Origin of the sequence: Streptomyces thermolilacinus SPC6, assembly GCF_000478605.2 — a bacterium.
Taxonomy (GTDB): domain Bacteria; phylum Actinomycetota; class Actinomycetes; order Streptomycetales; family Streptomycetaceae; genus Streptomyces; species Streptomyces thermolilacinus.
Genome location: NZ_ASHX02000001.1, coordinates 131,048 through 142,697, shown reverse-complemented (window position 1 = coordinate 142,697; position 11,650 = coordinate 131,048). Strand labels below are relative to the sequence as shown.

The 11,650-nt window shown below is 75.7% G+C and carries 12 protein-coding genes and 1 pseudogene; 6 read left to right on the top strand and 7 right to left on the bottom strand.

Annotation, left to right across the window (positions count from 1 at the left end):
• Positions 1 to 84: 84 nt before the first annotated feature.
• Both J116_RS00710 and J116_RS31450 read left to right on the top strand, forming a co-directional pair.
• Complete coding sequence (locus tag J116_RS00710; protein ID WP_023591288.1) at positions 85 to 903, top strand: carbonic anhydrase; 819 nt, start codon at positions 85 to 87, stop codon at positions 901 to 903.
• A gap of 329 nt (positions 904 to 1,232) precedes the next feature.
• Positions 1,233 to 1,379 (top strand): hypothetical protein, encoded by a 147-nt coding sequence (locus J116_RS31450; protein ID WP_023591289.1) that lies wholly within the window; start codon positions 1,233 to 1,235, stop codon positions 1,377 to 1,379.
• A gap of 83 nt (positions 1,380 to 1,462) precedes the next feature.
• On the opposite strand, the gene J116_RS00705 is transcribed toward J116_RS31450, so the two are convergent.
• The 3 genes and pseudogenes from J116_RS00705 to J116_RS31445 all read right to left on the bottom strand — a co-directional run.
• Positions 1,463 to 2,767, bottom strand: a complete 1,305-nt coding sequence (locus J116_RS00705; protein ID WP_235617296.1) for a globin domain-containing protein — start codon at positions 2,765 to 2,767, stop codon at positions 1,463 to 1,465.
• On the bottom strand, positions 2,764 to 3,012 hold the full coding sequence (locus tag J116_RS00700; protein WP_023591290.1) for a hypothetical protein: 249 nt from the start codon (positions 3,010 to 3,012) through the stop codon (positions 2,764 to 2,766). Before J116_RS00700 ends, J116_RS00705 begins: the two co-directional genes overlap by 4 nt.
• A 499-nt stretch (positions 3,013 to 3,511) precedes the next feature.
• A pseudogene (locus tag J116_RS31445) lies at positions 3,512 to 3,688 on the bottom strand (SMI1/KNR4 family protein); the annotation flags it as partial.
• Between the two features lie 214 nt (positions 3,689 to 3,902).
• On the opposite strand from J116_RS31445, the gene tap reads away from it, so the two are divergent.
• From tap to J116_RS30555, 3 genes are read left to right on the top strand one after another with little or no spacing between them, the layout of a single operon-like run.
• Complete coding sequence (tap, locus tag J116_RS30560) at positions 3,903 to 6,356, top strand: telomere-associated protein Tap (protein WP_023591294.1); 2,454 nt, start codon at positions 3,903 to 3,905, stop codon at positions 6,354 to 6,356.
• Positions 6,357 to 6,359: 3 nt separating this feature from the next.
• A complete protein-coding gene (gene tpg, locus J116_RS00685) occupies positions 6,360 to 6,914 on the top strand; it encodes a telomere-protecting terminal protein Tpg (protein WP_023591295.1) in 555 nt (184 codons plus the stop codon).
• A gap of 44 nt (positions 6,915 to 6,958) precedes the next feature.
• On the top strand, positions 6,959 to 7,438 hold the full coding sequence (locus J116_RS30555; protein ID WP_167544224.1) for a contact-dependent growth inhibition system immunity protein: 480 nt from the start codon (positions 6,959 to 6,961) through the stop codon (positions 7,436 to 7,438).
• Here J116_RS30555 and J116_RS00680 read toward each other — a convergent pair.
• The 4 genes from J116_RS00680 to J116_RS00670 all read right to left on the bottom strand — a co-directional run bounded on the left by J116_RS00680 (position 7,381) and on the right by J116_RS00670 (position 10,808).
• A complete protein-coding gene (locus J116_RS00680; protein WP_023591296.1) occupies positions 7,381 to 8,355 on the bottom strand; it encodes a TIGR03557 family F420-dependent LLM class oxidoreductase in 975 nt (324 codons plus the stop codon). The genes J116_RS30555 and J116_RS00680 overlap by 58 nt on opposite strands.
• A gap of 103 nt (positions 8,356 to 8,458) precedes the next feature.
• Positions 8,459 to 9,718 carry a hypothetical protein gene (locus J116_RS00675; protein ID WP_394331473.1) on the bottom strand — a complete coding sequence of 420 codons (1,260 nt, stop codon included), beginning with the start codon at positions 9,716 to 9,718 and terminating at the stop codon, positions 8,459 to 8,461.
• A 120-nt stretch (positions 9,719 to 9,838) separates the two neighbouring features.
• Entirely contained in the window at positions 9,839 to 10,315 is a 477-nt protein-coding gene (locus J116_RS29665; RefSeq protein WP_139140449.1) for a hypothetical protein, read from the bottom strand.
• Positions 10,308 to 10,808 (bottom strand): SigE family RNA polymerase sigma factor, encoded by a 501-nt coding sequence (locus J116_RS00670; protein ID WP_023591299.1) that lies wholly within the window; start codon positions 10,806 to 10,808, stop codon positions 10,308 to 10,310. The genes J116_RS29665 and J116_RS00670 overlap by 8 nt, the downstream gene beginning before the upstream one ends.
• Before the next feature lie 324 nt (positions 10,809 to 11,132).
• Between J116_RS00670 and J116_RS00665 the strand changes: the two genes are divergently transcribed.
• Positions 11,133 to 11,594, top strand: a complete 462-nt coding sequence (locus J116_RS00665; RefSeq protein ID WP_023591300.1) for an SRPBCC family protein — start codon at positions 11,133 to 11,135, stop codon at positions 11,592 to 11,594.
• Positions 11,595 to 11,650 lie beyond the last annotated feature (56 nt).

Sequence of the window (11,650 nt, the reverse complement as noted above, 5' to 3'; positions counted from 1 at the left end):
CCGCTTCACGATTCGTCCAAGGCACGGCCAACGGGACACCAAGACGCGGACGGGGCAGGGGCGCGGCGGCCTACGGTGCCGGGCGTGACTTCCACACCCGACCTCATATCCCGCGCCCCCGCATCCGGCCGCGACGCCACACGCGCCACCGCGTCCGAAGGCCCGGCCCCCGAAGGACCCACCGCCCCGAGCGGCGCCGACCGGCCGGACCGGCGGGCGCTGCTGCGGGCCGCGCTGGCGGGCGGCGTCGTACTCGGCGCGGGCGCCGGCCTGCCCGCCACACCGGCGGTGGCCTCCCCAGCAGGCGCCGCCGGCCGTCCGGACACCCCGCGTGCCGCGCTGCGCGCCCTGCGGCACGGCAACCGCCGCTGGGCCACGCGCCACCAGACCCATCCGCACGAGTCCAACACGGACCGCCTGCTCGCCGTGTCGGGGCAGCACCCGTTCGCCGTCGTCCTCGGCTGCATCGACTCGCGCGTCCCGCCCGAGCTCGTCTTCGACCAGGGCCTCGGTGATCTGATGACCGTCCGCTCGGCGGGCTGCGTCCTCGACGAGGCGGTCCTGGGCAGCATCGCCTACGGGGTGCTGGAGCTCGGCATCCCGCTCGTGATGGTGCTGGGCCACCAGTCGTGCGGCGCGGTCACCGCCGCCGTCCACGCGGAGGAGACCGGCGAGCAGCTGCCCGCGCACATCGCGTACGTCGCCGAGCAGATCCGCCCCGCCATCGACCACCGCCAGACCGGGCAGGCCCGCGTCGACGCGACGATCACCGCGAACGTCCGCCTGGTCCGCTCCCGCCTCGCCGCCGAACCGGACCTAACCGCCCGCACCGCGACGGGCCGCCTCGCCATCGTCGGCGCCCGCTACGAACTGAACACCCAGCGCGTGGAACTGATCAACTGACCGACGGGCAGGGCCGGTCGGGTGACAGGCTCCCGGCATGACCACGCAGACGATCGGCGCCGACGCGGCGGGCACCTGAAAGCTCGGTGACACGACCGTCAACCGGCTCGGCTTCGGGGTGATGCGCCTGACCGGCAGCGCCGCCTTCCACCTCGGTACGTCACGCGACCGCGAGCCCTCCATCAGGGTCCTCGCCCGCGCGGTCGAACTGCCGTGCTTCGCGGTGGCCGGGGCAGGCGTCGAGGCGGTACGGCGGCCGCCGCTGCCGACGAGACCGCCGAGGACATCGCCCGCTCGCACGGGGCCGGCGCCGCACAGGTCCGTCTGGCGTGGACCCCGCACCAGGCCCGCACGTCCTGGCCGTCCCCGGCACGGGCGACCCGGACCACCTGGCGGACAACATCGCGGCGGGCGCCCCGCGCCTCACCCCAGAGGGTCCGACCCGCCTGGACGAGGCCCACCCGTACGCCGGGTGACGATCAGCTCCCGGTCGCCCGGTCGCCCGGTCGCCCGGCACCCGGGCGGGGCACGCCGTCGGGGGCGCGGTCCGGCCAGGGGCTCAGCGGGCGTGTACGGGCGCGCTCGTGTCCGGGACCGGGTCGTGGCGGATGAGGTCCGGCGGGAGCCCGAGGGCGGACAGGTGCCAGGCCGTCGCGGTGACCATGGCGGGCGGGCCGCTGACATAGGCGACATGGCCGCCGAAGTCGCCGTGCCGCGCCGGCGCGTCCACCACCGAGCGGTGCCCTGAGCCGCCGGAGCCGCCGGAGCCGCCGGGGCCGTCGTCCAGGACCCGGACCACCCGCAGCCACGGGCAGCGGCTCTCCAGGCGGACCAGCGCCGGGGCGTCGTACAGGTCGTCCGCGCTGCGGGCGCCGAGGAACAGGTGCGCGGAGCGCCCCGGCGGGCGCCGGGCGGCGAAGTCCTCCAGCAGCGCCTTGGCGGTGGCCCAGCCGGTGCCACCCGCCACGACCAGCACGTCCCGCGTCAGCTCCCCGTCCAGGGTCGTGGTGCCCTGCGCGGGCCCCAGCCGCAGGGTGTCGCCGACGCCGGTGTCCGTGACGAGCGCGTCGCTCACCCCGTCCGGGCCGGTGCGCCGGATGTGGAACTCCAGCTCGCCGTCGCCTCCGGGCGCACCCGCCATGGAGTAGGGGCGCCAGGTCAGTGGCAGCAGCGGCGACTGGAGGGTCGCGTACTGGCCGGGCCGGTACGGGTACGGCGCGGACGGCCGCACCCGCAGCACCGCGACATCACGGCCGCGCCGCTCGTGGCGGGTCACGTCGGCGGTCCAGTACGCCGGTTCGGCCAGCGCCTCGTTCGCGCCGCGCACCATGCCCGCCGCGGCGAACCGCACCATGCGCAGCCACGCGTCCGTCACGTCCGCGCCCAGCCGCCCGCCCGCGTACCGCTGGAGCGCCTCCTCCAGGGCTACCTTGAACACCTCGTAGTGCACCGGCAGCACGCCGAGCTTCCGGTGGTCGCGGCCCAGCCTGGTGCAGAAGGCGTCCACCTGCTCTGGCCGGTCCAGGTTCTCGATCAGGTACCAGAACGCCCGCCCCAGGTGGGCCCGCTGGAACTCCATCGACTCGGGGAACAGCTTCCGCAGGTACGGGTGCCGCTCGAACATGGCGTCGTAGAGGTGGGCGATGAGCGCGTCGAACGGGGTGACGAGCCCCAGGTTCCGGACGATCAGCTCCTGGTCGGCGGCCCCGTCGTACGCCCCCGGCGCGGACGCCGCGGTACGGGGGCCGGGGGAGGCGTACGACGCCGAGTGCGCCGCGGCCCCGCGCGAGGCGGGCGCGAGCAACTGGTCGCGCAGCCGCATGGCCTCGCGGCGGGCGAGCAGCGCGTGGTAGTCGTCGTTCACGAGCACACCTTCCGGGCGCAGCCGCCGCACGCACCGCCGGTCGCGCAGGCCGCGGTCCCCGCGACGGTGGGCGCGCCGCCCGCCCGGCGGCCTCGTCGGGCCTGGTACAGGGCCAGGCTGGAGGTGAGCCCGGTCGGCAGGAGCCAGAGGGCGCCCATCCAGACGCGGCCCCGGGCGAGGGACACCGCGGCGGCGGCCGCGGCGAGGGCGCGGAGGACTGGGGCGAGTAGGGCGGTGCGGGACATCGAGGCGCTTCCTGTCGGGTGCGTTCGTAGGCGCGCCCCGCCTCCCCGTGCGGCGCTCATGCCGAACGGCCGCTCGCGGCGATACGGCGGAGGGGCCGTGCCTCACGTCGGCGATGACCGGACAGGACCGGAGGGCGCATCCGGATCACATCACGTCAGACGGCTCGCGGATCACCGACGAGGGGCCCTGGCAACGGGCCGGACGGCCCTTCCTGGAAGGGACCTTCGGCCCTGTCGCGGCGACGGCCCGTCCGGGGGTGTCACCCGTCGCCGCCCGAGCCCGGCTCGAACGTCGTGCCCAGGTCGTACCGAGCGATGCCGAACGGCCGGAAGTCGGCGTCGGCCAGGATGCGGTAGAGGAACTCGGAGGTGGACATGTCGTACCGGTGCCGGGCGCCGCCGTCGCCGGCCCGTGCGAGGGCCGGGTGCTGCCGAGGCGGCTGTCCCGTTCGGCCGCCAGCCAGGCCCGCCACTGCGTCAGAAGGTCGAGCACGACGTTCTCGTCACGCGCCAGGAAGAAGACCGAATCGCTGAAGACGCCGCCGCCGAACGCCTCGTACAGCTCCTTGTAAACCGCCGGCAGCGCGACCCCCAGTTCAGCCTCGATCGCCGCCCAGTCGACGGACAACCCCAGCGGCCGCCACCCGGTCAGCCCGATCACTCGCTCCACCCCCATGCGGCCAGTCTTTCAGCGCACATCGACGAGGCCGAGGCGTCGCTCCCGGAACTCGGCGCGGGCGAACCCGCCCAACAGCCCCACGCGGAGAGATGGCGCGTCCTCATCGACCCGGCGACACATCCCCCCGCGTCGTCCTCTGAGAACCCGCCGGGTTAAAACCGGAGCTAAAAACGGGGCTAAAGCCCTGTTAGGGTGGCGGCGGAGGTGTCCCATGGCGACCCAGGAAGAGCTTTTCGCGGCGGTGGACGCGCTGCTGGAGGGCGAGCCGCAGTTGCCGCCGCCCGCCGAGCGGGCCCGGCTGCGGGAGGCGGCGGGTGTGACGCAGGCCCGGCTGGCGCAGGCCCTCAAGTCCACCACGCAGACGGTGAAGAACTGGGAGAACGGCCGCTCCGAGCCGCGCCCCCCGCGCCTCCAGGCGTACCTGAGGCTCCTGGAGGGCTGGGCCGCCAAGTACCCGCCCGAGCCCACCCCGGCGCCCACGGGCCAGGCCCTTGTGCCCGGCGCACAACCACCCGGGCCCGCCCGTGCCACGGCGGCCCAGGCCTCCGGGGCCACCGCGCAGGACACCGGCCCCGCCCAGGTCGCCCCGGTCCACGCCCTCGTGCCCGGCGCCCAAGACACGGCCCCCGCCCACGCGCCAGCGCCCGCCGCGCAACCGGCCGCGCCCGCCCCAGCAGTCCCGCCCGCCACCGGCCACCCGGGGACACCCACCGCCCCGACGGCCCCCACCGCCCGTCGGTCCGCGCCCCGGACCCTCCCGGCGTCCAAGGGCCGTGCCGCCGCCCACGCCCCGCAGGACGTGCCCGACGGGCGGTTCACCAACGGCCCGCTCGTCGTCCTCGACGGCGACGGCACCGCGTACGGCGTCGGCGGGCTCGTCCTGGACTGCCCCGCCACGACCGTCCCCGAACTGGTCGAGTGGGCACTCGCCGACGCCGGGCTCGGCGCTCCCCGGCTGCACCGGCACGGCAAGGACTCCGACCCCCTCGTCGTCCTCACCGAGCAGGCGGCCGTACGCCTCGGCCTCCCGCCCCGCCTCGAAGGGCCCGAAGCGCGCCGCTCCCTGCGCCTCCCGCAGGACCACCCGGTCGTCCGGCAGATCACCAGGGCCAAGTGGCAGCTCACCCAGCGCGGCTTCGGCCCCTGGCCCCGCGTCTACCGCCGCGCCGAAGCGGGGCGGCGCCAGTGCGTGCAGCTGGCGGTCCTGTCCTGGGACGCCCTCGATCCCCGCGCGTGGGGCGACGCCGCCACGCTGCCCGCGCCGCAACTCGCCCGCGTCCTCGGCGTGTACGCCCGCCGCGTCCTCACCCCGCGCGGCTCGACCGCCGTGTCCGGACTGGAGCTGATGACCGCCCTGCGCCCGCCCACCCGCGCGGTGAAGGACGAGGCGACCGGCGCCTGGGTCTCCGGGCGCAACCCGGGCAGCCTCGGCGAGCACGGCATCGACCCGGCCCCGCCCGAGGCGCCCGCCGAGCACCCCGTCGCCCAGGGCTGGACGGACGGCTTCCTCGACGAGGAGGCGTACCAGTGGGTCCGCGACCCCGGCCTGCTCTCCGACGACGAGTGCCTCCAGCCGTGGGCGGTCGGCATCGACCTCAACACCGCGTTCCTCGCAGCGTCGTCCCGCCTCGCCGTCGGTCTCGACGCGCCCGTCGAGGTGGACCGTCCCGAGTTCGACAAGAAGGTCCCCGGCTCATGGCTCGTGGACCTCTCGCACATCGAACTGGACCCGCGCCTCCCCTCGCCGTTCACCCCGTCCGGGCTGCGGCCCGAGGGACCCGCCTGGTACGCCACGCCCACCGTCGCGTACGCGGTGGAGCTCGGCTACGAGGTGGCCCCGCTCAAGGCGTTCGTACGGCGGGAGACCGGCCCGTACCTCGACCCCTGGCACGACCGGCTCAGGGACGCGTACGCCGCCACGCTCGCCGACATCGGCGTCACCAAGGACCTCGACGAGACGGCGTTCCTCGCCCGTACCGCCCTCCACCAACTGCTCCGCCAGGCCGACCCGGACGCCCCCGGAGCGGTGCGCGAACTGGCCGCCGCGCAGGCCGCCGTACTGGCCGGGCCGGACGGGCTGCGCGCCGCGATCCGCGACCACCAGCCGACGGCGACGGCGCTGCTCCACGCGGACCCCGCCGACCTCGCCGCGCTCGCCGGCACGGACGACGACCGGCTGCGGTCCGCCGTCGAACGGCACCGCATGGTCGCCATGGCGCTCTCCGCCGTCAAATCGACCGTCAAGGGCGGCGTCGGCAAGCTCCGCGAACGCCCCCAGGGCCGCCACTACCGCGACGGGGAACGCTGGCCAGCCCTCGACCGGCCCACCTGGCGCCCCGACATCCGCGCCGCGGTGATCTCCAAGGCCCGTGTCAACATGCACCGTAAGATGCTCAACATGGCCAAGGCGACCGGCCGTTACCCCCTCGCGGTCCTCTCCGACTGCGTCGTCTACCCGTCGCCCGGGCCCAGCCCGCGCGACTTCCTGCCCCGCACCGCCGACGGCGCGCCGCTGCCCGGCGTGTTCCGCCTCGGCCCGTCGCCGGGGCTCGCCAAGCACGAGGGGACGCAGGAGACGGCGTGGGCGGTGGACCTGATGGAGCGCCGCTACAACCCGGCCCGGCACATCAAGGGCGGCGACGCCGTCATGGAGGAAGGGGAGTAGCCCATGGGCGACATCGACGACGCCCTGCGGCGCGCCGACGAGGAGGCGTTCACCCGCGAACCCCCCAAGTCGACACGGGCCCGCGTCAACTTCCTCGTCGGGAAGCTCAAGTCCACCCGCGCCGTCGCCGAACTCCTCGGCGTCACCCAGCGGTCCGTCGAGCGCTACCGCACGGGCACGCGCAAGCACCCGCCGCAGGACATCGCCGCCCGTATCGAGGCGGAGGTACGGGCTCGCTGGCAGCCCCGCGTCCGCGACCGGCGCCGCCGCCAGGCCGCCACGGCCACCGGCATCACGGTGGAGACCCGCGCCCGGTTCGGCTACACGGCGCCCGTCGGCAGCACCGACGACGGACGGCTGCGGCGCCTGACGGTCCACTTGCCCGCCGACTACGCGAACCGCCTCTTCGACGCCCAGCAGCGCGGCGCGTCCGACCGCCACCTGAGGGAGATCGTCGCGGAGGGCCTCCAGGAGATCTACTTCAAGGACGGCGGCCGCCGCGCCGACGCCCTGGAGGTCGAGTTCACCGACATCGACTACTTCGACGTGTCGTTCTAGCACCGGGAGTACCTGCACGAGGAGGCCGCGGCAGCCGCCGGTGGGTGAGGGCGCGGCCGCAGGGCGGTGCCGGCTCAGCAGGGTGGGCCGCATGGACCGCCTCCTCCGCCTCGATCGCACGCTCGACGAACTCGCCCGCCCGCTGGCCGGACCCGGGCGACGACGCGACGCGTCCGGTGCGCGGGGTGCACGAGTTGCGGCGGGTGCCGCTGGGCGCGCTTCAGCAACCGGGCGATCTGCGTACGCTCACCGCGCATGAGGTCGCCCTGCCGTACGCCCTGCCGCCGACCGTGCGTGCGCTGCTGGACGAGCCGCTGCCGGACGCCTGCCTCTACGAGGGCGCCTGCTGCTCGCGGCCGTGGAAGCCCCGGGCTCCGCCTGGGCCGCGGCGCGGCCGAGAGCCGCGGCCGCTTCGTCCGCCTCGCCCGGGCAGGCGGACCGGCCCGGCGGCCCCGCGACGACCGGCCTACGCGCCGCCGCCCGGCTTCAGGGCGCGCAGCCGGGAGTCCAGTTCGCGGCGGTAGAAGTCGATGAAGCCGTCCGGGTCGGGCCCCGCGTTCTGCATGACCAGGCGGTCGAAGCCCGCGTCGACGTAGTCCCGCGCCTTCTCCACGTACCGCTCCGGGTCGTCGCCGCAGGCGAAGGCGGCCAGGATGTCCTCCTCGCGGACGGTCGTCGTGGCCGCGTCGAAGTTCACCGGGTTCGGCAGCTCGCTCATCACCTTCCAGCCCGTCACCGCCCACCGGGACGTCTCCAGCGCCGCGCGCGCCGCCGTCCGCTCGTCGGGTGCCCACGCCATCGGCACCTCCGCGTAGCAGGGCCCGTCGCCGCCCGCGTCCCGGTAGCCCCGCACGATGTCCGGCTTGGCCTCCGTGGCGAACAGCGCGTCGCCCAGCTCGGCCGCGATCCGCGTCGAGTCGGGCCCGCTCGCCGCCACGGCGATCAGCGGCGGTGCCGGGGGCAGGTCGAAGACACGGGCGTCCTCCAGCCGCAGATACTCCCCCTCGTACGAGCGGTAGCCGCCGCTCCACAGCAGCCGGATGATCTCCAGGGCCTCCCGCAGCATCTCGTGCCGGGCCGAGACGGCCGGGTAGCCCTCGCCCGTCACATGCTCGTTCAGCCGCTCGCCCGAGCCGACGCCCAGCACGAACCGGCCCTCCGACAGCAGCGCCAGCGTCGCCGCGGCCTGCGCGATGATCGCCGGGTGGTACCGCATCGTCGGGCACGTCACCCCGGTGGCCAGTCCGATCCGGCTGGTCCTCGCCGCGATCGTCCCGAGCACCGTCCAGGCGAACGGCGAATGCCCCTGGTTGTCCAGCCACGGATGGAAGTGGTCGCTGATCTCGACGAAGTCGAACCCGGCCTCCTCGGCGAGCACGGCCTGCCGCACCAGCTCGCCCGGCGCGTACGCCTCCGCCGCCAGCTTGTACCCGATCTCCATACGACACCCCTGAGCGTGGAACCGTCCGGTCCGCGCAGAGGTACCCCGCGAGCCCGGCCCCTAACAGGCGGGTCCCGCCGAACGGAGTACCCCGCGCCCCGCCTCAGATGGCGTACGGCCAGGTCGTCAGCATGTACGCCCCGTACCAGCACCCGAACAGCACCGCCCCCGCCGACACCGCCACCGCCGTACGCGTCCGGGCACCCGCCAGGGCGCGCGCGGCCGGCACCAGGAACACCACCGCGGGCAGCAGCAGCCGTAGCTTTGAGTGGTAGTAGTTGGACTGCCCCACCGCCAGCACCACGACCACCGTCCCGTACACGAGCAGCGGCGGCCACGCCCCGCGCCCCCACGCCGCGACGGTCCCGCCCAGTACGACGAGGACCAGCACGGCGGTGCTCACCGGCACCCACCCGTCCTGCCGCGCCAGCGCCTCGCCCAGGAACCGCCAGAACGCCGCCCCGTGGTCCCACCCGGTACCCCACCCCGCCCGCTGGATCAGGAACCACGCGTCCATCCGGCCCAGCCGCGCCCCCACCCACGCCAGGTACGCGGGCGTCCCGGCGCACGCCAGCAGCACGGCGGCCACCGGACGGGCCTCCACCCGGCGGTGCCGCAGCAGGTGCTGCCCGGCCGCCACCGCCACCGCGAGCGCCACGGCCAGGGCGACCGGCCGGGTCAGCCCGCACAGCAGCGACAGCACCCCGGCCGTCAGCCACGCCCGCCGGTGCAGCGCCAGCAGCGCGCCCGCCGCCAGCGCCAGGAACAGCGCCTCGCTGTACCCCATGAGGAACGTCAGCGCCATCGGCTGCGCCCCCGCCAGCAGCACGATCCCCGCCAGCGCGGCCCGCTCCCCGTACAGCCGGCCCAGCAGCGCGTGTACGGCGAACAGCGCGGCCAGCAGCGCCAGATGGGCGACGACGATGGCCGCCGTACCCGTGTCGAGCCCCGTCAGGAACGCCAGGCCGCGCGCGAGCAGCGGGTACAGGGGGAAGAACGCCAGCTCGTTGCCGGTGAGTTCACCCTCCGGGGTGTACGTGAAGCCGGTCGGGTACCCGTCGGCCGCTATGTCCACGAAGTGGCGCGCGTCCCACGCCAGCAGCCGGTCGCGCACCCCCGCGCCGCCCGGCGGGATCATCAGCGTCAGGACCACGAGGTGCAGCGCCGCGCTCCCGGCGTGGACGGCGCACACGGCCAGCGCGGAACGGGCCGCCCGGAGCCGTCCGCCGGCCGCCCGGCCCGTGGGCACCGGCCCCCCTTCCGGTACGGGCGTGTGGGCCACCGGGCCGGAGCGGCGCGCGGGACGGGCGGGGCGGGTGTTCCTGGGCGGGACGAGGGTCGGCGGTGTGGTCGGCACCGGCATCGGCTCCTTCGGCGGGCCCCTCACGGCCCGGTGGGGAATGTGATCGTCGCCGGGGATACGCCTGGGCCGACGGCCGGGTTGACCGGTGAGACACAGCTCACGCCCGCGCCGGGAGAAGACCTACGGAGTCCCCGTGGGCGGGACCGTGCCGCTCGACTCCGCGGCGGTCGGCGGGGCGTCGGCGGGAGTGGTGGGCGACGGCGTCGGAACCGGTGGCGGTGGACCGCCCGGCCCCGCCCCCGTGGAGGCGGCCGCGCTCGGTACGGGACCGGGCGGGGTGGCATCGCTTGGTACGGGACCGGGCGGGGTGGCATCGGTCGGTACGGGGTCGGTCGGTACGGCCGTGGGGGCCGTCGCGGTGGACGCCGCCGGGCCCGGCGACGCGGGCGGGGCGGGAGCCGGGGTACCCGCCCACACGGCTAGCGCCACGGCCGCGCCCCCGCACACCAGGCCCGCCCCCGCGGTTAGCGCGCGCCGCCGTCGCAGCGCCCGGCCCCGCGCCCGTACCGCCGCCACGTCGGCGGGGCTGGACCGCTCGGCGGCGTACCGGGCGGCGTGGCGCAGCCCGGCGGCCAGCCGGTCGTCGTGCTCAGACATCGCGCTCCTCCCCGGCGGGGACGTGGTCGTCGAGGTACAGGGCGAGCTTGGTCCGCGCCCTGGACAGATGCGTCTTGACCGTTCCGGCCGACAGGCCCGTCTCGGCGGCTATCTGTTCGACGGTCAGATCGCAGACGTAGTACAGGGCGGCGCACTGCCGCTGCCGCGCGGGCATGCGCCGCAGCGCCGCGCCGAGATCGACGGCCGCGGCGTCCGGTTCGCCTACGGCGGCCGGGTCGCCGCGCCGCCGCCACGCCCGCTGCCCGCGCACCACGCGCCGCCAGCGGCTGACGGCCAGCCGCCACGCCACGGTCCGCACCCACGCCTCCGGCCCGAGGTCCCGGTCGATGCGGTGCCGCTTGGCCCACGCGCGGGCGAACGCCTCCTGCACGACGTCCTGCGCCTCGTGGAAGTCGCCCGTCATCACGTACAGCTGCCCGGTCAGCCGCCGGACCGCCTGCGCGTAGAACGCGGCGAACTCCTCGTCGGTCACAGCGGTTCTCCAGCGGGGTCTGCGGGCGCGCGCGGGCCTGTACGCGGACGCGTGGGTGTGCGGTCGTGCGGGGTGGGCGGCGGGCCCTGCCGGTCAGGCTAGCCAGCCCGCCGTCGGCCCCCGCACCCGGCTCCCGCCGAGGACCCGGTCCTGTCCCGCCGTACGCCCCTCACACGGCTTCCGACCGGCCCCCGTACCGGCCTCCCGCACGACGCCGCCCGCGACCGGCATGCATGACTCGCCGCGAGCGGGTTACCCGGAGTCGCGTGCCGAAGCGCGGCGGGTGCCCGCCGCGCCGGAGTCACGAGACGCAAGGAGCGACTGATGAGCAAGGTGAAGGAGACCGTCGAGGTCGAGGTGCCGGTCCGCGCCGCGTACAACCAGTGGACGCAGTTCGAGGAGTTCCCGAACTTCATGGAGGGCGTCGAGGAGGTCAGGCAGCTCGACGACCGGCACAACCACTGGACGACGAAGATCGGCGGTGTCCGGCGCGAGTTCGACACCGAGATCGTCGATCAGCTCCCCGACGAGCGCATCGCCTGGCGCACGGTCGGCGGCGACACCCAGCAGAAGGGCGTCGTCAGCTTCCAGCGCGTGGACGACACGCACACGCGCGTCGAGCTGGTGATGGACGTCGAGCCGACCGGCGCCGTCGAGAAGGCCGCCGACATGATCGGCACGATCGACCGCCGCGTCAAGGGCGACATGCGCCGGTTCAAGGAGTACATCGAGAGCCGGGGCGGCGAGTCCGGCGCCTGGCGCGGCCGGATCAGGCCGGGCGGCTGACGGGGGCGCACGCGCCCGGCGACCGGCCGGGACCGGCGTTGAGCCCGGCCCGGACC

Bases quoted from the DNA above. Each gene is read 5' to 3' on its own strand.
- J116_RS00700 (WP_023591290.1), bottom strand. From the start codon at position 3,012: ATGTCCCGCACCGCCCTACTCGCCCCAGTCCTCCGCGCCCTCGCCGCG.
- tap (WP_023591294.1), top strand. From the start codon at position 3,903: ATGGCGACCCAGGAAGAGCTTTTCGCGGCGGTGGACGCGCTGCTGGAG.
- tpg (WP_023591295.1), top strand. From the start codon at position 6,360: ATGGGCGACATCGACGACGCCCTGCGGCGCGCCGACGAGGAGGCGTTC.
- J116_RS00680 (WP_023591296.1), bottom strand. From the start codon at position 8,355: ATGGAGATCGGGTACAAGCTGGCGGCGGAGGCGTACGCGCCGGGCGAG.
- J116_RS00675 (WP_394331473.1), bottom strand. From the start codon at position 9,718: ATGCCGGTGCCGACCACACCGCCGACCCTCGTCCCGCCCAGGAACACC.
- J116_RS29665 (WP_139140449.1), bottom strand. From the start codon at position 10,315: ATGTCTGAGCACGACGACCGGCTGGCCGCCGGGCTGCGCCACGCCGCC.
- J116_RS00665 (WP_023591300.1), top strand. From the start codon at position 11,133: ATGAGCAAGGTGAAGGAGACCGTCGAGGTCGAGGTGCCGGTCCGCGCC.